This window comes from Microbacterium sp. NPDC087868, assembly GCF_044900755.1.
Lineage (GTDB): Bacteria > Actinomycetota > Actinomycetes > Actinomycetales > Microbacteriaceae > Microbacterium > Microbacterium galbinum.
In genome coordinates this window covers 58,632-76,600 of record NZ_JBJDNO010000003.1, presented here as the reverse complement: position 1 = coordinate 76,600, position 17,969 = coordinate 58,632, and the positions used below count along the sequence as shown (strand labels likewise).

Genomic DNA, 17,969 nt, shown 5'->3' with positions numbered 1-17,969 from the left:
GGTTATCTAACGTGCCGTCTTTGACAAGAGTACCGGAGAGCATATAACGGGGAGGCAACGGTCGCCCGTGGCCTCCCCGTGAGAATCACTCGACGATCGCGATGCCGTCGATCTCGACGAGCATCTCCTCGCGCGGCAGGCCCGTGAAGACCGTGGTGCGCGAGGGCAGCACACCGCTCGTGGTGTGCGCTTCGACGAATGCGCCGTAGGCGTCGTTCATGATCGGGAAGTCCTCGCGCTTGGTGAGGTACACGCGCAGCATGACGACGTCATCGAACGTCGCGCCGGAGGCCTCGACGATCGCTTTGACATTCTCGAGCGTGCGGGTCGTCTGCGCCGCGACGTCACCGGGGTAGAGGTACTCGTTGGTCACGGCGTCGACCGGGCCCTGGCCGGAGACCTGGACGAAGGGGCCCTTGCGCACGCCCTGCGAGAAGGTGTGGGCGGGAGCGGGGGCGGCGTCGGTGGAGATACGGGTCTTCGCAGTCATGAGGCCAGCCTAGTAGCCTTGTTAGATGCCTCAACAAATTGCGGATGCCGTGGACGGAGCCCCCGGAGAGGCCCTGGTGCTCAGCGCCGACAAGGCCGCGCAGGGTCAAGTGCGCGTGTACCGTGGGGCGACCGTGGTCGACGGCACGGGTGCGGATCGCTTCGTCGCCGACGTCGCGGTCGAGGGCGCGCGCGTGGTCGCGGTGGTGCGGGAGGGCGCGGAGTCGCCGACCCTCGTGCTGCCCGAGGGGGCGATCGAGGTCGACGCCCGCGGACTCGTGCTCGCACCGGGGTTCATCGACATGCACGCCCACAGCGACCTCGCGGTGCTCGCCGGCGCCGCGCACGACGCGAAGATCCTGCAGGGGGTCACCACCGAGGTCATCGGCCAGGACGGACTCGGCTACGCGCCGCTCGACGACGCGACCGCACCCGTGATCGCCGCGCAGATCGCCGGCTGGAACGGGCCGACCACCGCGCCGTGGCGAACCGTCGCCGATCTGCTCGACGCGATCGATCGCGCATCCGTCGCGAACGCCGCGATGCTGGTGCCGCAGGGCAACCTGCGGATGATCGTGGTGGGTCACGAGAACCGTCCGGCGACGAGCGACGAGACCGCTCGGATGTGCGCGCTGCTCGCCGACTGCCTCGACGCGGGCGCCTTCGGCATGTCGAGCGGTCTCACCTACACGCCGGGGATGTACGCCGACACCGACGAGCTCGAGGCGCTGTGCCGGGTCGTGGCCGAACGCGGCGGATACTGGGCCCCGCACACGCGCAGCTACGGCGGATCCGCGCTCGATGCCTATCGTGAGGCGCTCGACATCGGCCGGCGCACCGGGTGCCCGATCCACCTCACGCACGCGACCATGAACTTCGCCCCGAACCGTGGGCGCGCAGGCGACCTTCTCGAACTCATCGATCAGGCGATCGCCGACGGCGTGGATGCGACGCTCGACACCTATCCCTACCTGCCGGGGGCGACGACGCTCGCTGCGCTCCTTCCGAGTCGGCTCTCCGAGACCGGCTCGCTGCTGCGCACGCTCGCAGACCTCGACGACGCCGGACGCGAGCGCGTGCGGGTCGAGCTCGAGGAGATCGGCTGCGACGGGTTCCACGGGGAGCGGGCGGACTGGACGCAGATCCAGATCTCCGGCACCGCCAACCCGGAGCTGGGCGACCTCGTGGGACGCACCATCGCCGAGATCGCCGCGACCGAGGGTCGTCGCGCGGTCGACGTGGTGCTCGACACGATCATCGCGGATGCCGGAGCCACGGGCATCCTCATGCACATCGGCGACGAGGCCAACGTGCAGGCGATCATGCGCCATCCGCGGCACACGGCGGGGAGCGACGGCATCCTGATCGGTGCGCGACCTCACCCGCGGGGACGCGGCACCTTCGCCCGCTATCTGGGTCACTACGTGCGCGAGCTCGGCATCCTCACGCTCGAGGAGGGCGTGCGGCATCTGTCGGGTACACCCGCGCAGCGCCTCGGCCTCGACCGCGGCGATGCGCCCCGAGGCGTGATCCGCGAGCGGGCGACCGCCGACCTCGTCCTCTTCGACGCACGGACGATCGCCGCGGGGGCCACGTTCGAGTCTCCTCTCGAGCCGCCCGTGGGCGTGGTCGAGGTGCTGGTCGGGGGAGTGCCGGTCGTGGCGGACGGCGCGGTCACGGGCGCCACCCCCGGTCGGGCGCTGCGCATGCCGCCGGCGCCCCACCGCGCGACCGTGCCCCGGATCGCCGCGCGCATCGACGAGAACGCGCCGGGGTTCCGGTGGTCCACGCGCACGCCGGTCGTCGGAGCGGACGACCTGGTCGCCGCGATCCGCCGGCTCGGCGGCGGCGAACGGGCGGAGGACCGGGGTGAGGCGGTTCCCGCCATCCGACTCCGCGTCGATGCCGCGCTGGCCGAGGCTCCCGATTCCGAGGGGCGCATCGGCGCCGAGGCCTTCCGCCTGTCGGTCGATGCCGGGGGGATCGAGATCGTCGGCGCGACACCGGCCGGCGTCTTCCGCGGCGCGACCGTGCTGCGTCAGCTGCGCGATCCCGATGCGGAGGCGGAGGCGGACGCCGTGATCCCGGCCGGCGTCTGGCAGGGCTCGCCGGCGTACGGCTGGCGCGGGGCGATGCTCGACGTCGCCCGGCACTTCCGTCCGGCCGACGACGTACGCCGCCTCATCGACCTCCTCGCCGATCACCACCTCACCGTGCTCCACCTGCACCTCACCGATGACCAGGGCTGGCGCTTCGAGGTGCCGGGATATCCCCGTCTGACCGGGATCGGTGCACGGCGCGAGGCCACGCAGCGCGGCCACGGCCCGCTCGCGACCGTGGAGCCGGGTGTGCACGAGGGCTTCTACACGCAGGCCGAGCTGCGCGAACTCGTCGCCTACGCGGCGGAGCGCTTCGTCACGCTGGTTCCGGAGGTCGAGCTGCCCGGTCACATCCAGGCGGCTCTCTCGGCCTACCCCGAACTCGGCAACGTCGACGTGGGTGAGCCGATCACCGGCCCCTGGGAGCGCTTCGGAGTGAACCCGCGCACGCTCGCGCCCACCGAAGCATCGCTCGCGTTCGGGAGGGCGGCCATCGATGCGCTCTGCGACGTGTTCGACGCGGAGTGGATCGGCATCGGCGGCGACGAGGTACCGGTCACCGAATGGGCGGAGAGCCCGGCGGCGCAGGCGCGCATGGCCGAGCTCGGTCTCGCCGACCCGCACGACGTGCAGCCTTGGTTCACCGCGCACTTCGCCGCTCACGTGCGGAGCCGCGGTCGCACCGCGCTCGCCTGGGACGAGGTGCTCGAGGGCGATGTTCCCGAGGGAGTGCGCATCCTCGCCTGGCGCGGCCCCGTGGCGATGCGCGAAGCGGTGCGCCGCGGCATCCCGGTCATCGCCTGTCCCGACCTCGAGGTGTACCTCGACTACGCGCAGGCGGATTCGGCCGAGGAGCCCATCCGCGTCGGGCCGCCGCTGACCATCGAGCGCAGCTACTCGCTGCGGATCGAGGAGGGCGCGGTCGGCGGGCAGGCGAACGTCTGGACAGAGCACCTGCCCACGCGGGACCGTGTGGATTTCGCGATGTTCCCGCGCCTCGCGGCGATCGCCGAGCGGCTCTGGGAGGGTGGGGATCCCGCGCCGTTCGACGACTTCGCGCGCCGGCTCCCCACGCACCTGCGGCGCCTCGCGGCCGCCAGGGTGCGGTACCGTTCCCCTGACGGTCCCTCGCCCGTGCAGCGGCGACCCGGCGTGCCGGGCAAACCGATGACGATCGAGGCCCGCGAGCAGATCGTCGCGGGCCTCGTCGCACGCCTCGTCACGGGGGCGGAAACGGCTCCCGACGAGGCCGTCACACAGAAGTAACGTTTCGGTAACCTCGCGGACTCGCTCGGCGAGCGGGGTTGCGTAAATTATGTTCGTAAGGTCTACTAACAAACATGTCCGTGTCGGATGAACAGCGCCCCGCATCGTCGTCGGAGTACGTCGATGCGAATACGCACGCCTTCGGACCCGGCCGCCACCTGCGCTCGCGGTCGAAGGTCCTCCCCGAGCACGCGCGCGGCCACAATCGTGCCCTCGTGCTGCAGACGCTGTACCACGCCGGCGCGATGAGCCGAGCGGACCTCTCGCGTGAGACGGGCCTGACGCGAGTCACCATCTCCGACCTCGTGGCGGAGTTCATCGCCGACGGGATCGTCATCGAGATGGGCGTGCGCGAGACCGCCGGTCCCGGCAAGCCGCCGATCCTCATCGACATCGACCGCGTCGGCCACCAGATCCTCGGACTCGACCTCTCGGGACCGCACGCGTTCATCGGAGCCGTGCTCAGCCTCGACGGCGACGTGCTCGAGCGCCGCGAGGTGCCCCGGCCCGAGTCCGCCGACGGCGACGCGGCCTACGCCGCCACGCTCGAGCTCGCACGCTCGCTGGTCGCCGCCTCGACGCGCCCGCTGCTCGGCGTCGGCATCGGCACCCCCGGTGTCGTGCGCCCCGACGGCATCGTGCTGAGCTCGCCGAACCTGGGCTGGACGAGCTTCCCCCTCGAGGCCAAGCTCGGCGCCGACCTCGACCTCCCCGTGCTCGCCCGCAACGACGCCAACGCCGCCGTGCTGGCCGAGTACACCTTCGGCGAGGCGAAGGCCGACTTCATGCTCATCAAGATCGGCCGCGGTGTCGGCGCCGGTCTCATCACCGGCAGCCAGCCGCTGCTCGGCAGCCGCTTCGCCGCCGGTGAGATCGGTCACGTCACGGTCGGCACCGACGGGGGGCCGCGCTGCGCCTGCGGGAAGGACGGATGCCTGGAGGCATGGCTGAGCGAGACGCGCCTGAGCGAGGCCGTCGCCGCCGACCCGTCGGCCCGCGACGAGATCCTCCGCGACGCCGGCACCCGCATGGCGATCGCCATCGCCCCGATCGTCGCCGCCCTCGACCTCTCGGAGGTCGTGCTCTCGGGTCCCGCCGACCTGCTCGACGGCATCCTCATCGACGCGGCCGTCGAGACCCTGCACGCCCGCACGCTGGAAGGCGTGTTCGAGGACGCTCTCATCCGCCTCACCGTGCAGGACGACATCGTCCTCCGCGGAGCCGCGGTGATGGTGCTCTCGGGCCAGCTGGGAGTCTCGTGACCCGTACGACCCCGAGCCCCGGCATCCCGGAGCTCGCGACTCGTCGAGGCGCCGGCGAGTCCGCGGGCGGCGCCGTGCGCGTCGGACTCGACGTCGGCGGCACCAAGATCGATGCCGTCGCGGTCTCGCCGTCGGGCGAGATCATCGGACGCCTGCGGCGCCCCACCGGGTGGGGCGATGACGCCGTGGTCGAGAGCATCGTGCTCGCCGTGCGCGCGCTGGCCGCGGAGAACGCGATCGCGATGGCCGACATCGGCTCGGTCGGCATCGGCATCCCCGGGCTCGTCGACGTCGAGAGCGGGCGCGTCCTGCACGCGGTCAACCTCGGCGTCGAGTCGCTCGACCTCGCCGCCCGAGCCCAGGCCGAGCTCGGCATCCCCTTCCGCGTCGAGAACGACGTCAAAGCCGCAGCGCTCGGCGCTGCCGTGCTGCGCGGAGCGACCGGATCCATGGCCTACCTCAACCTCGGCACGGGTGTCGCCGCCGGCATCGTGATCGACGGCCGCATCCACCGCGGCTCCCGGGGCACCGCCGGGGAAGTGGGGCACATCTCCGTCGACCCCCGCGGACGCGTGTGCGGGTGCGGGCAGCGCGGCTGCATCGAGACCCTCTGCGGCGGCGGCGCACTCGCCAAGGCCTGGGGCAGGCCCGGCGCGCTCCCGGTCAAGGACATCATCGAGGCGGCCGACGCCGGCGACGCCGACGCGATCCGCCTCCGCGCCGATCTGCACCACGGGGGAGCAGCCGCCGTGCGCGTGCTCGTGCTCTCCGCGGATGTCGACACCGTCATCATCGGCGGCGGACTCACCGCTCTCGGCCCGCGCCTGGAGGACGGCATCCGCTCGGCCCTGCAGGCGGATGCCGAGACGTCGCCGTTCATGCGATCGCTCCACCTCGATGAGCGCATCGAGATGCTTCCCGCGGGGTCACCCGCTGCCGCCTTCGGTGCCGCGCTCGTCGGCGCCGCCGTCCCCGAGAAGGAGATCGTCTTCCATGGCTGAGGTCGTCATCGTCGAGAGCAAGGAAGCCGCCGGCTCCCTGGTCGCCACCGAGATCGTCGAGCTGCTCGACGCACGCGCGGACGCCGTGCTGGGTCTCGCGACCGGGTCGACCCCGCTCCCCGTGTACGAGGCGCTGCGCGTGCAGCTCGCCGGTCGCGACCTCTCGCAGGTGCGCGGCTTCGCGCTCGACGAGTACGTGGGCATCGACCCGCACCACCCCGAGAGCTACCGCTCGGTCATCACGCGCGAGGTCGTCGAGCCGCTCGGCCTCGACCCCCGCCGCATCCACGTTCCCAACGGAGCGATGGAGACGATCCAGCACGCCGGCGACGACTACGAGGCCGCGATCGCCGCCGCGGGAGGCGTCGACCTGCAGATCCTCGGGATCGGAACCGACGGTCACATCGGCTTCAACGAGCCCGGCTCGTCGTTCGCCTCGCAGACCCGGGTGAAGACGCTCACGGCACAGACCCGCGAGGACAACGCGCGCTTCTTCGACTCGATCGACGACGTTCCGATGCACTGCATCACGCAGGGACTCGGCACGATCCTGAAGGCACGCCACCTCGTGCTGCTCGCGTTCGGTGAGGGCAAGGCCGAGGCCGTGGCCGCCGCCGTCGAGGGCCCGCTCACGGCGTCGCTGCCGGGCTCGGCGATCCAGCTGCACCCGCACGCGACCGTCGTCGTCGACGAGGCCGCCGCATCGCGTCTCGCGCAGGCGGACTACTACCGCTACACGTTCGCGAACAAGCCGGCCTGGCAGGGCATCTGAGCGCGCTCGGACGAGCAGCGGGCCCGCGTCAGGGCTGAGGCGTCACTCCACGCGGAGCGGGCCACGCCTCAATGCGGAGCGGGCCACGCCAGCGGCAGCAGGTGCTCGACGCTGAGGGGAGCGAGGGGGAGCGCCGACACGTCGTCGGGCGTGATCCAGCGCAGCTCCTCGAGTTCGGCCCGCACGCTCACCTCGCTCGGGTCGATCGTCGTGCGGAACGCGTCGGCGATCACCCGGTGGCCCGGTTCGTTCGCGGCTGCCGAGACGAACCGTCCGAGGGGTTCGATCGCGCTCTCGTCGAGCTCGAGTCCGAGCTCCTCGTGCAGTTCGCGCAGCAGCGTCTGCGCGGGCGTCTCGCCGTGCTCGGGTTTGCCGCCGGGCTGCATGAACCGGGTGGTGCCGCGCTTGCGCACGACGAGCACGCGTCCGGCGCCGTCGTCGATGATCGCCGCGCTCACATGGATGTCAGGCATCGGGGGCGAACACCTTTCCCGGGTTGAGGATGCCGAGCGGGTCGAACACCCGCGCGATCTGCCGCTGCAGCTCCCACTGGTCGTCGCCGAGCTCGTCGGCGAGCCAGCGGCGCTTGAGGGTGCCGATCCCGTGCTCGCCGGTCAGCGTGCCCCCGAGGGCGATCGCCGCGCGGAAGAGGTCGTCCGCCGCCTGCCATACCTGCGCGGGCGTCTCGGCACCCGCGAACAGGAAGTTCGGGTGCAGGTTGCCGTCTCCCGCGTGCGCGACGGTGGGGATCGTGAGTCCGTACTGCCGCTCGATGCGCGCGATCTCGTCGAACATCGCCGGCATCGCGCTGCGCGGCACCGAGACGTCTTCGATGAGGGCGGTGCCCAGCGATGCCATCGCCTGGTGCATCGACCGGCGGATCGCCAGCAGGCGCTCGCCCTCGACGGGGTCGTGCGTCACGGCGACGGTGCCCTGGTGGACGCGCAGGATCTCGGCGATCGCATCGGCCTCCGCCTCGGAGGCGGGCCCGTCTGTCTGGATCGTGAGCTGCGCGGCACCCGGCGTGGGGGCGGGGAGGTCGAGGACGGTGTGCACGGCGGCGAGGCTCGCGGCGTCCATCAGCTCCATGATCGCGGGCTGCGCGCCCGAGGCCGTGACGGCGGCGGAAGCGGTCGCGGCGCTGCGGACGTCGGGGAACGTCGCGGCGATCGTGCAGACCGTGCCGACGACGCGGCGGCGCAGCTTGAGCGTGGCGCCGACGACGACGCCGAGGGTGCCCTCCGAGCCGATCACGAGCGACGTCAGGTCGAGACCGGTGACGCCCTTCACGCTGCGGTGGCCGAGATGCAGCAGGCGGCCGTCGGCCAGGACGAGGTCGACCGCCAGTACGGCATCCCGCACCACACCGTACTTGGCGCACAGCAGCCCGCCCGCGCCGGTGGCGATGTTGCCCCCGACCGTCGAGATCTCTCGGCTCGCGGGATCGGGCGCCCACCACACGCCGTGCTCGGCGAGGAGACGGTTGAGATCGGCGTTCAGGATGCCGGGTTCGACGACCGCGAGAAGGTCGTCGGGACGCACTTCGAGCACCGCGGTCATGCGGGCGGTGGAGAGGACGATCTCCCCCTCGCCGGCGTTCGCGGCTCCGGCGAGGCCGGTGCCGGCGCCCCGCACGACGACGGGGGTGCGGGTCGCGGTCGCGATGCGCATCGTCTCCTGCACGTGCGCGACGGTCTCGGCGTGCACGATGGCGAGGGGGCGCCCCTCGGCGGCATGTCCGGAGCGGTCGGCCCTCGCCTCCTCGAGCGCAGCCGCGCGCGTGTCGACGAGATCGCCGAGGGCCGCGGTCAGCTGCGCGAGGACGCTCATCCGAGTGCGCGTCGTCCGCTGATGAGACCGGTGACGATCGCGACGAGGGCGAAGGCCGATCCGACCAAGGCCTGATCCATCGACCACCAGGCGATCGTGACGCCCACGTAGATGAGCAGCTCGACGGCGGCGCGCAGGAACGGGTGCACCCGCAGCACGGGGCGCGGCGAGAGGAACAGCGCCCAGACGAGGATCACGACGACCGGGGCGCCGATGCCCACCACGATGCTCCAGGGGAGATCCCAGGTGGCGAAGCCCCAGAGCGCGAGAGAGGCGACGGCCACCACCAGCACGACGGCACGGATGACGTCGATGACCGTGATGACGGGGCGCTCGACGCCGGGTACGGGGGTGGGATCCTGGGGCATGGATCCAGTCTATTCGGCGGGAACCGGCTCCTCGTCCGGTACCACGACGACCTCGGGCGTCACCGCGGTGTCGACCCGGGCATCCGTCTCGGCGGGAGCGGTCTCCACTGCGGGCTCGTCCTCGACGGGTGCCGGGGCGGGCTGCTCGACCGGGGCTTCCTCGACGACTGCCGGCTGGTCCGCGGGCGCGGACTGCTCAGTCGTTACGTCGGCCTGGCTATCCTCAACCGGCTGTTCGTCGACTGACACGGGGTCGATCTCACCGGGAGCCTCCACGAAACCACACGGCACGTTCTCGGGGTTGACCAAGTCAGCGAGGAACACTGGTTCGGACCGGTCTCCACTCTTGACTTCCTTGTCGTTGTTCACAATGAAGTAGGAAATTGACACCTTGCCAAACACGATCTCGAGAACGGACGGTTGGAACTCGATCGTTCCTGTTCCCTCTGTATCGATCGTGGCGGAGTCTGTCTGACGTTCAGCGTCGAGCAGCCCGAGGTACGGCTGAACTTGAGCGCCTGGCGCGCCCTCCACCTGAAGGGTATAGACAGTGATCTCGAGGTTTCCGCGCTCAGGGGGCAGGCATCTGACCGACGCTGAAAGGATGCTCGGCTCGCCCTCCGGAAGAACGGCCTCGACGGGCGGCTCTTCTTCTTCCTCGTCCGGAGGCGTCGTCGGAGTGGGGGTAGGAGTGGGCGTAGGCGTAGGCGCAGGGGTGGGTACCGTCCCGGGACCCGAATCGCCGCCGGAGCCCGGAGCCGGATTCGCCGGAGTCGTGACGACGGGGGCCGCGGGGACGTCCGTGCCGGTGTCGGCATCCGTCTCGTCGTCGGCCACCGGGGGAACGGTCTCGTCCTTCGGCTTCTCGACGGGCTCGTCGAGCTCGTCATCCACGGGTTCGGTGCTCATCGACGCGTCCGGTCCGACGTCCGAGGAGATCGACGACGAATCGGAGTCGCCGGCACTCGGCAGCGACGTCGACGGGTTCGCCCCGGCCAGGCCGGGGATGATCGTCGCCGCGGCGACGACACCGGCCACCACGAGAGCGGCCGAACCGGCGCCGACGAGGGCGCCCATGCCCGACAGCATCCCGCCGGATGCTCCGGCCGAACCGCCGGCAGACCCGCCGGCACCACCGCCGGCCGACCCGCCTGCTCCGCCGGCACCGCCGGCTCCCGCACCGCCGGCGGTCGAGCCCGCCGCGAGGGCGCCGGATCCGCCGTCGCCGGCGACCACGCCGCCGGGGACGCTGGAGGGCATGGCCGCGAGGGCGACGATCGGTGCGCCGCCGCCCTGCAGGGTCGCCAGGTACCCCGCGGCGCCCGTGACGCCGAGCACGAGGGGGAGCAGCACGAGTGCGAGGCGCTTGGAGACGTCCTTCGCCTCGGCGGCCACGATCATGCAGCGGGCGCACTCGTCGAGGTGCGCCTCGATGCGACGGTGGTCACGCGATCCGAGATTGCCGCGCGAGTAGGCGCCGAGGTGCTCGATCGTCCACTGGCACTCCGAGCCCGGGGCCGAGCTGCGCAGGTGCGCCTGGATCCACGCCTCGCGAAGACCCTCGCGGGCGCGGAACGCGAGCTGTGAGACCGCGCCAGACTTCATGCCCAGGAGCGGAGCGACCTCCTGCGGCCGCATCTGCTCGATCTCGGTGTACCAGAGCACTTCCTGCCAGCGCGTGGGGAGACTGCGGAACGCCTGCGCGGTGAGGCTGCGATCGAGGGCGTCGTTCGATGCCTGGTCGGTGCTGTCGGGGTCGGCGACCGCGTCGAGCTCGTCCATCGCGTCTTCGCGGCGCGAGCGACCCCAGGCGGCGGCCGTGTTGCGGATGCTGGTGAAGAGGTAGGCGCGGAACGAGCCGTTGGGCCCACCGCCCTTGACGATCGCCTGGTAGATGCGGGTGTACGACTCCTGCACGAGGTCGTCGGGGTCGATCGATGAGGTGACCGAGCGTGCGACCGCGATCCCCGAGGGGTAGTGGCGACGCCAGAGTTCTCCGAACGCCCCCGTGTCACCCGAACGGGTGCGGAGGATGAGGTCTGCGTCGGCGATCGTGTCGTCGATGTGAGGAGTGTTCTCTTCGTGCACTGTGATCCCTCGGTCGTGGGGCACGGGTATGTGCCTTCACAGAGTGAGACGCGCGATGGGCCGGATCATCACGCGAGTTCTCCATTCTCTCTCGGAACTCGCCCGAGGGCCAGCCCTCGCCGGAGTTCGCCGGCGAAAAAGTCTGGAAAAGAAAAGCCTGTTCAGAAGCAAATATTCACGAGTCTCAGAACTTTTCTCAGATTTTTTCCCAGGTTCGCGTAATGAATCGGGCTGCACGTCGTCTCATCTGTAGAGACAGCCACGACGAACTCCACCGGGGGGCGGGGTTCGGGCTCCGATGCAGGGGGTTCACGCATCGGTCGGGCGGGTCGGGAGCCTCGGGGGAGGAGTTCTCGGCCCCCCTCTCTACGTGGGGGAACCCGAGGGTGCCGATCCGGGGGGATCGGCACCCTCCACTCTCTCTGCGCGAAGGGACCGGAGCCGCCTGCGCTGCGCGTCGGCGCGCGGTGGAAGGATCTAGGCCCTGCGGGGTCGCGCCCCGACCCACACGCGCGCCACGCGCAGTTCTGCATCGAGCAGCACGGCATCGCCCACCATTCCGGTGCGCAGCGCACCCAGCTCCGAGGCGAAGCCCACGGCTCCGGCCGGGGTCTCGGTCAGCGCACGCACCGCGTCAACGAGCGCGACGCCCGCGGCGACCGCGCGCCGCAGAGCCTCGTCCTGGGTGAGCGTCGAGCCGGCGATCGCCCCCGTCTCGACGGTGCGGGCGATGCCGTTCTCGACCGTCACGCTCACCGCGCCCAGGTCGTAGCGGCCGTCCGCGCTCCCCGCTGCGGCCATGGCATCCGTGATCAGGGCCACGCGCCCGGGAGCGGCGTCGAACACGAGCTTGACGACGTGCGGATCGAGGTGCACGTCGTCGGCGATCGCCTCGAGCACCACGCGGTGATCGGCCGCGGCGGCGAGCACGGGCCCCGGAGCGCGGTGGTGGATGCCGGGCATCGCGTTGAACGCATGGGTGAGGATCGACGCCCCCGCCTCGAACGCGGCGACCGACATTGCGGCATCCGCATCGGTGTGGCCGACGGCGGCCGCGGAGCCTGCCGCGACGATCCGGCGGATCGCGTCGAGTCCGCCGGGAAGCTCCGGGGCGATCGTGATCTGACGGATCGTTCCGCGACCCGCGGCGAGCAGCCGGTCGACGTCATCGGGCAGCGGTGCGCGCAGGAGCGACGGGTCGTGGGCACCGTGGTGCCCCGGATCGAGGAACGGCCCCTCGAGGTGCGAGCCGAGGATGTCGGCATCCGTGTGCACGAGTTCGGCGATCTGCGCGGCGCTGTGTGCGAGTTCATCGAGCGGAGCCGTCACCAGCGACACCACGGCGCGGGTCGTGCCGTGCGCGCGGTGCAGGTCGCGCGCGGTGCGGACGGAGTCGACGCCGTCGTCGAACGATGCGCCGGCCCCGCCGTGCCCGTGGATGTCGACGAAGCCGGGCGTGAGAAGCGCACCGGGGCCGGCGACGGATGCCGCGTCGACGACCTCGTCGGCGGGCGCCCAGTCGACGCCCGTGCCGCGTGCGGCGACCCGGCCGTCGTCGAAGCGCACCCAGGCGTCGTCGACGATCTCGCCGCGATCCACGACGCGCGCGGAGTGGACGACCAGGCTTCCGGTCGCTGCAGGGTGGACGCTCATCGATCGCTCCAGGGGATGTCTGCGACGGGGTGGAATCGGGTCCCCTCAGCCTTCCACAGCGGCGCGAGGGCACCGAGCCGCTCGCGGAACGACGACCATTCGCGTCCCTCTCCATGCTGTGGCGACCAGGCGATCTCGGCCTCTGCGGCGGCGCGCGGGAAGACGAGCAGCTCGACGTCGTCGATCGTGCGCGTGGTCTCCGACCACAGCGGTGCCTCGGTGCCGAGGATCGCCGCATCGGGCACGTCGAGCACGGCGGTCGGCTCCCACTCGTACGCGGTTCGCACGTCGATCACGGCGGCCCAGGTGAGGCCGAGGGGGAACTCCTCGTCGTACTTCATGTCGAGGTACGTGGCATCCGCGGCCGACATGATCAGCGCCCCGCCGCGTTCCACGAAGTGCGCGGCCTCGGCGGCGTGCGAACCGGTGGGGACCTTCATGCCCCAGTACTGCCCGATCGTGCCCTCGGCGATGCCGTCGGCGGCACCCATCTCGTGCCAGGCGACGGGGATCTTCCCGGCATCCACGACGATCTGCGTCGCGCGCTCGGCGAAGTGGTCGAAGTCCTCCTGCGACGTGCCCAGCGACTCGTCGCCGCCGATGTGGAGGTACGGGCCCGGGGTCATCTCGGCGAGCTCGCGCACGACGTCGCGCACGAAGTCGTAGGTGCGCTCCTCGCGGATGCGCACGCTCGAGTGGCCGACGCCCCAGCCGAGGTACGTCTCTCCCGCGACGGGCAGGGGCTGCCCCAGCGTCTCGGACTGCGCCACGAGGGCGTCGTTGAGCACCGGCGCCTCGACGAGCTCGGGGTAGGCGACGCCGACCGCGTGGGTGTGCCCTGGCAGATCGATCTCGGGGATCAGCACCATGTGCCGCGACGCCGCGTGGGCGACGATCTCGCGGTAGTCGTCCTTCGTGTAGAAACCGCCGGGGTCGCCGCCGGCCGACGTCGCCGATGACCGCTCGGTGAGCAGCGGCCAGGAGTCGATGTGCACCCGCCACCCCTGATCGTCGGTGAGGTGCAGGTGCAGGCGGTTGAACTTGAGTGCGCTGGTGGCGTCGATGAACCGCTTCACCTCGGCGACGTCGAAGAAATGGCGGGCGACGTCGAGCATCACTCCGCGATGCGTGAAGCGCGGGGCGTCGTCGATCTCGACGTACGGCAGGCTCCAGCCCTCGTCGTCCTCGCGGAGCAGCTGCAGCAGGGTCTGCACGCCGTAGAACAGGCCGGCCTCGTCGGCGCCGATGATCTCGACGTGCGTGCCGACCGACAGGCGGTAGCCCTCGGATGCCGCGGCGTCGGCGTCGATGCGCAGCACGATGTCGCCCGGGGCCGGGGTGTGCGCGGAGGCGTCGACGGAGGTGAGGGGAGGGGCGCCGCGCCGTGCGGCCGCGGCCGTCAGGACGTCGGCCGCGGGGGAGGAGCCGTGCACGCGCGTCGTCGCGGTGATCGGCATCCGTCCTTCGTGCACGACGGCTGCGGCGGGCACCGGGACGAGCGGAAGCTGATGTGTAAAGACCATGAACAAACCCTAGCCGCGCGGCGGGGAGTCGACCAGGGGGAATCCGGTATGCTCGTTCTGTCGCGACTGGCGTCTGGGTGGGTTACCACCGGGGAGCGACCGACCACGGAATTCGACCGCGCGCCTGGGCCGATGAGAACACCCTTCGAATCCGTCGTCAGAGGAGCCCGTCATCATGACCGACCGTTACTTCAACGCCCCGCTCGCCGAGGTCGATCCCGAGATCGCCGAGGTGCTCGACCGCGAGCTGAAGCGTCAGCAGACCTTCCTCGAGATGATCGCGTCCGAGAATTTCGTGCCCGTCTCGGTGCTGCAGTCGCAGGGCTCCGTGCTCACGAACAAGTACGCCGAGGGCTACCCCGGCCGTCGCTACTACGGCGGCTGCGAAGAGGTCGACGTCGCCGAGGAACTCGCGATCTCGCGGGCGAAGAGCCTGTTCGGCGCCGAGTTCGCGAACGTCCAGCCGCACTCCGGCGCCTCGGCCAACGCCGCCGTGCTGCACGCGATCGCGCGCCCCGGCGACACGCTCCTCGGCCTCTCGCTCGACCAGGGCGGCCACCTCACGCACGGCATGAAGATCAACTTCTCGGGCCGTCTCTACGACATCGTCGCCTACGGCGTGAACCCCGAGACCTCGGTCATCGACATGGACGAGGTGCGTCGCCTCGCGATCGAGCACAAGCCGAAGGTCATCATCGCCGGCTGGTCGGCCTACCCCCGCACGCTCGACTTCGCGGCGTTCCGCGCGATCGCCGACGAGGTCGGCGCACTGCTCTGGGTCGACATGGCGCACTTCGCCGGTCTCGTCGCCGCGGGCCTGCACCCGAACCCGGTGCCCCACGCCCACGTCGTCTCGTCGACCGTGCACAAGACGATCGGCGGCCCTCGCTCGGGCTTCATCCTCACGAACGACGCCGACATCGCCAAGAAGATCAACACGGCCGTGTTCCCGGGCCAGCAGGGCGGCCCGCTCATGCACGTGATCGCCGCCAAGGCAACCGCGTTCAAGCTCGCCGCGACCCCCGAGTTCGCCGAGCGACAGGAGCGCGTGCTGCGCGGCGCCGCGCTGATCGCCGAGCGCCTCTCGCAGCAGGACGTCAAGGATGCCGGCATCGCCGTGCGGTCCGGTGGCACCGACGTGCACCTCGTGCTGGTCGACCTGCGCGAGGCCGAGATCGACGGCAAGCAGGCCGAAGACCTGCTGCACGACATCCACATCACGGTGAACCGCAACGCCGTACCGAACGACCCGCGTCCGCCCATGGTCACCTCGGGTCTGCGCATCGGCACCCCGGCGCTCGCCACCCGCGGGTTCGGCGACACGGAGTTCACCGAGGTCGCCGACATCATCGCGCTGGCACTGCAGCCGGGTGCCGACGTCGAGGCTCTCCGCGCCCGCGTCGACGCGCTCGCGGCCGGCTTCCCGCTCTACCCGGACCTGCAGCAGTGACCGCGGTCGTCCTCGACGGCAAGGCGGCATCGGCCGAGATCAAGGCCGAGCTGACCGAGCGCGTCGCTGCGCTGCGCGCCCGCGGGATCACCCCGGGCATCGCCACGGTGCTCGTCGGTGCGGACCCCGCGTCGCAGCTGTACGTGGGCATGAAGCACCGCCAGTCCGAGGCGATCGGGATGAACTCGATCCAGCGCGAGCTGCCGGCCGATGCCACGCAAGAGCAGGTCGAGGCGCTGATCGACGAGCTCAACGCCGACCCCGACTGCCACGGCTACATCGTGCAGCTGCCGCTGCCGAAGCACCTCGACACCGATGCGATCCTCGAGCGGATCGACCCGGCGAAGGACGCCGACGGACTGCACCCGACGAACCTCGGTCGCCTGGTGCTCAACGTCAACAGCCCGATCCACACCCCGCTGCCGTGCACGCCGCGCGGCGTGATCGAGCTGCTGCTGCGCAACGACTACGACCTGAAGGGCAAGCACGTCGTGGTCGTCGGCCGCGGCGTCACGATCGGCCGCTCGATCGGGCTGCTGCTCACGCGCCGCGACATCAACGCGACCGTGACGCTCACCCACACGGGCACGGTCGACATGCCGCGCTACCTCCGCGAGGCCGACGTGATCGTGGCCGCCGCGGGCGTCGCGCACCTCATCCGTGCCGAGGACGTCAAGCCCGGTGCCGCCGTGCTCGACGTCGGTGTGACCCGCACGACCGACCCCGAGACGGGCAAGAGCGTCGTCTCCGGCGACGTGCACCCCGACGTGGCCGAGGTCGCCGGCTTCCTCTCGCCGAACCCGGGCGGGGTCGGCCCGATGACCGTCGCGCTGCTCATGACGAACGTGGTCGAGGCGGCAGAGCGCCTCGCCTGAACGAAGACGCTGACGGCATCCCGCTCGACGGATGCCGTCAGCGTCGGCGCACGCGCGCCTGCACGCTGTCGTAGACCTCGGAGGCCTTCGCCTGCAGCTTGTCGTCGACCTGGTCGTAGATCATCCACCCGACCAGCAGCAGGAGCGGCGGGATCACGTAGCCCCAGAACCCGCGGGCGTCGACGCCGCTCAGCCACACCGTGAGCGCCCAGACGATCAGTTCGACCAGGTACACGAGCACGTACTGGACGACCTTCTCGCCCGCCTTCGTACGGTCGGCGGCCGACTTAGCAGCGGATCGGCGGAAGGCGGCAGCCAGCGTCGGCTTCACGAACAGCGCGGCGAGGGTGAGGATGATCGCCGCCCAGAACGCGTGCCATCCCACCGAGACGCCCCGCAGCAGCAGGCCGATCAGCAGCAGAACCACCACGTTGAACACGTAGAGCGAGCCGAACCGCACGATTGCCTTCTTCATGGGATCAGAATCCCACAGCCCGCGCGGAGTGCGCATCCCCGGAGCGACCGGGGACGATGTCAGTGCTGGCCGCCGAGCGAGCTCTGCACGTTCGAGATGCGGGCGTGCTCGTCGAAGCTGAAGGTGGCGGATCCCGTCGCGTCGACGACGGTCGCACCCGAGAAGGCCTCGTCGGTCCAGGTGAGGGTCCAGCCGGCGAGCCGGGCGAGATCCCACACCGCGGTGCGCGCGTCGGACAGGGAGAAGCTCGCGAGCATGCGCGGCATGACGATCATGGCGTCGGCCACGGTGAGCTGCGGCAGCGGCGCGTCGAGGAGGAAGACGGCGCGTGTGCCGCCGCCGACGGGAGCCGAGTAGTACGGGGAGCGGCCGGTGAGTTCCACCGCGACGCCGCCGACGGTGTGTGCGGCCGCGGCGATCCAGTCCTCGTCGCCCGAGGCATCCGCGGGGAACGGCACCTCGGCCGAGGTGAGTTCGGCGATGCCGTGCTCCTCTCCGTAGGCGCGCAGCTGCGCGGCGACGCCCTGCGGGTCGCCCTGCGGGTGCGCCCAGGCCCAGAGCATCGAGCGCGGCCCCGGGGCGATCGTGGCGATCAGGTGCGCACGCGTGACGAGCTGACGCGAGGGGTCGGCGTTCGCGGTGAAGGTGAGGGTGCCCGCCGTCATGTCGGCGTCCCAGCGATGCTCGCCCAGCGCATCGGCAGCGGCCGAGAGCTGATCCTGGCGGATCACGGAGTAGAGGGCGGCACGATCGGCGAGAGGCTGGAGCGCAGCGAAGGTCATGCGAACAGTTTCGTGGCTGAGCCTATGAATCCGCCA

15 protein-coding genes and 1 riboswitch are annotated in these 17,969 nt (G+C 71.1%); of the genes, 6 read left to right on the top strand and 9 right to left on the bottom strand.

The features are described from left to right. Positions 1 to 85 precede the first annotated feature (85 nt). Positions 86 to 490 (bottom strand): RidA family protein, encoded by a 405-nt coding sequence (locus ACI2JZ_RS10555; protein ID WP_247623118.1) that lies wholly within the window; start codon positions 488 to 490, stop codon positions 86 to 88. 25 nt (positions 491 to 515) lie between these two features. On the opposite strand from ACI2JZ_RS10555, the gene ACI2JZ_RS10550 reads away from it, so the two are divergent. The 4 genes from ACI2JZ_RS10550 to ACI2JZ_RS10535 all read left to right on the top strand — a co-directional run bounded on the left by ACI2JZ_RS10550 (position 516) and on the right by ACI2JZ_RS10535 (position 6,889). After that, the gene (locus ACI2JZ_RS10550; RefSeq protein ID WP_404597479.1) at positions 516 to 3,854 is read left to right on the top strand and encodes a family 20 glycosylhydrolase; all 3,339 of its coding nucleotides are present in this window, start codon (positions 516 to 518) and stop codon (positions 3,852 to 3,854) included. Positions 3,855 to 3,928: 74 nt separating this feature from the next. Beyond that, a complete protein-coding gene (locus tag ACI2JZ_RS10545) occupies positions 3,929 to 5,116 on the top strand; it encodes an ROK family transcriptional regulator (RefSeq protein WP_247623116.1) in 1,188 nt (395 codons plus the stop codon). 74 nt (positions 5,117 to 5,190) lie between these two features. Beyond that, positions 5,191 to 6,117 (top strand): ROK family protein, encoded by a 927-nt coding sequence (locus ACI2JZ_RS10540; RefSeq protein ID WP_247633993.1) that lies wholly within the window; start codon positions 5,191 to 5,193, stop codon positions 6,115 to 6,117. Beyond that, positions 6,110 to 6,889 carry a glucosamine-6-phosphate deaminase gene (locus ACI2JZ_RS10535; protein ID WP_404597478.1) on the top strand — a complete coding sequence of 260 codons (780 nt, stop codon included), beginning with the start codon at positions 6,110 to 6,112 and terminating at the stop codon, positions 6,887 to 6,889. Before ACI2JZ_RS10540 ends, ACI2JZ_RS10535 begins: the two co-directional genes overlap by 8 nt. 68 nt (positions 6,890 to 6,957) lie before the next feature. On the opposite strand, the gene ACI2JZ_RS10530 is transcribed toward ACI2JZ_RS10535, so the two are convergent. From ACI2JZ_RS10530 to ACI2JZ_RS10505, 6 genes are all read right to left on the bottom strand, one after another. Further along, positions 6,958 to 7,362, bottom strand: coding sequence for an NUDIX domain-containing protein (locus ACI2JZ_RS10530; protein ID WP_404597477.1), 405 nt, complete (start codon positions 7,360 to 7,362; stop codon positions 6,958 to 6,960). Then, positions 7,355 to 8,719, bottom strand: a complete 1,365-nt coding sequence (locus tag ACI2JZ_RS10525; RefSeq protein WP_404597476.1) for an FAD-binding oxidoreductase — start codon at positions 8,717 to 8,719, stop codon at positions 7,355 to 7,357. Before ACI2JZ_RS10525 ends, ACI2JZ_RS10530 begins: the two co-directional genes overlap by 8 nt. Beyond that, on the bottom strand, positions 8,716 to 9,087 hold the full coding sequence (locus ACI2JZ_RS10520; protein WP_247632700.1) for a YrdB family protein: 372 nt from the start codon (positions 9,085 to 9,087) through the stop codon (positions 8,716 to 8,718). Before ACI2JZ_RS10520 ends, ACI2JZ_RS10525 begins: the two co-directional genes overlap by 4 nt. Positions 9,088 to 9,096: 9 nt before the next feature. Next, positions 9,097 to 11,175 (bottom strand): sigma-70 family RNA polymerase sigma factor, encoded by a 2,079-nt coding sequence (locus tag ACI2JZ_RS10515; RefSeq protein ID WP_404597475.1) that lies wholly within the window; start codon positions 11,173 to 11,175, stop codon positions 9,097 to 9,099. Between the two features lie 477 nt (positions 11,176 to 11,652). Further along, entirely contained in the window at positions 11,653 to 12,828 is a 1,176-nt protein-coding gene (locus ACI2JZ_RS10510; protein WP_404597474.1) for an N-acetylglucosamine-6-phosphate deacetylase, read from the bottom strand. After that, the gene (locus ACI2JZ_RS10505; protein WP_404597473.1) at positions 12,825 to 14,351 is read right to left on the bottom strand and encodes a family 20 glycosylhydrolase; all 1,527 of its coding nucleotides are present in this window, start codon (positions 14,349 to 14,351) and stop codon (positions 12,825 to 12,827) included. Before ACI2JZ_RS10505 ends, ACI2JZ_RS10510 begins: the two co-directional genes overlap by 4 nt. Before the next feature lie 52 nt (positions 14,352 to 14,403). Next, positions 14,404 to 14,488: riboswitch (ZMP/ZTP riboswitch) on the top strand. A gap of 38 nt (positions 14,489 to 14,526) precedes the next feature. On the opposite strand from ACI2JZ_RS10505, the gene glyA reads away from it, so the two are divergent. Further along, positions 14,527 to 15,801 carry a serine hydroxymethyltransferase gene (glyA, locus tag ACI2JZ_RS10500; protein ID WP_247623108.1) on the top strand — a complete coding sequence of 425 codons (1,275 nt, stop codon included), beginning with the start codon at positions 14,527 to 14,529 and terminating at the stop codon, positions 15,799 to 15,801. Then, positions 15,798 to 16,676 carry a bifunctional methylenetetrahydrofolate dehydrogenase/methenyltetrahydrofolate cyclohydrolase gene (locus ACI2JZ_RS10495; RefSeq protein ID WP_404597472.1) on the top strand — a complete coding sequence of 293 codons (879 nt, stop codon included), beginning with the start codon at positions 15,798 to 15,800 and terminating at the stop codon, positions 16,674 to 16,676. Before glyA ends, ACI2JZ_RS10495 begins: the two co-directional genes overlap by 4 nt. Before the next feature lie 37 nt (positions 16,677 to 16,713). Here ACI2JZ_RS10495 and ACI2JZ_RS10490 read toward each other — a convergent pair whose 3' ends face one another. Then, positions 16,714 to 17,151 carry a hypothetical protein gene (locus tag ACI2JZ_RS10490; RefSeq protein ID WP_247623106.1) on the bottom strand — a complete coding sequence of 146 codons (438 nt, stop codon included), beginning with the start codon at positions 17,149 to 17,151 and terminating at the stop codon, positions 16,714 to 16,716. A 59-nt stretch (positions 17,152 to 17,210) separates the two neighbouring features. Further along, positions 17,211 to 17,933 (bottom strand): DUF6882 domain-containing protein, encoded by a 723-nt coding sequence (locus ACI2JZ_RS10485; protein ID WP_404597471.1) that lies wholly within the window; start codon positions 17,931 to 17,933, stop codon positions 17,211 to 17,213. Positions 17,934 to 17,969: the final 36 nt, after the last annotated feature.

Coding starts and splice junctions, on each gene's coding strand:
- ACI2JZ_RS10525 (WP_404597476.1), bottom strand. CDS start 8,719: ATGAGCGTCCTCGCGCAGCTGACCGCGGCCCTCGGCGATCTCGTCGAC.
- ACI2JZ_RS10505 (WP_404597473.1), bottom strand. CDS start 14,351: ATGGTCTTTACACATCAGCTTCCGCTCGTCCCGGTGCCCGCCGCAGCC.
- ACI2JZ_RS10485 (WP_404597471.1), bottom strand. CDS start 17,933: ATGACCTTCGCTGCGCTCCAGCCTCTCGCCGATCGTGCCGCCCTCTAC.
- ACI2JZ_RS10550 (WP_404597479.1), top strand. CDS start 516: ATGCCTCAACAAATTGCGGATGCCGTGGACGGAGCCCCCGGAGAGGCC.
- ACI2JZ_RS10555 (WP_247623118.1), bottom strand. CDS start 490: ATGACTGCGAAGACCCGTATCTCCACCGACGCCGCCCCCGCTCCCGCC.
- ACI2JZ_RS10535 (WP_404597478.1), top strand. CDS start 6,110: ATGGCTGAGGTCGTCATCGTCGAGAGCAAGGAAGCCGCCGGCTCCCTG.
- ACI2JZ_RS10520 (WP_247632700.1), bottom strand. CDS start 9,087: ATGCCCCAGGATCCCACCCCCGTACCCGGCGTCGAGCGCCCCGTCATC.
- ACI2JZ_RS10545 (WP_247623116.1), top strand. CDS start 3,929: ATGTCCGTGTCGGATGAACAGCGCCCCGCATCGTCGTCGGAGTACGTC.
- ACI2JZ_RS10490 (WP_247623106.1), bottom strand. CDS start 17,151: ATGAAGAAGGCAATCGTGCGGTTCGGCTCGCTCTACGTGTTCAACGTG.
- glyA (WP_247623108.1), top strand. CDS start 14,527: ATGACCGACCGTTACTTCAACGCCCCGCTCGCCGAGGTCGATCCCGAG.
- ACI2JZ_RS10510 (WP_404597474.1), bottom strand. CDS start 12,828: ATGAGCGTCCACCCTGCAGCGACCGGAAGCCTGGTCGTCCACTCCGCG.
- ACI2JZ_RS10530 (WP_404597477.1), bottom strand. CDS start 7,362: ATGCCTGACATCCATGTGAGCGCGGCGATCATCGACGACGGCGCCGGA.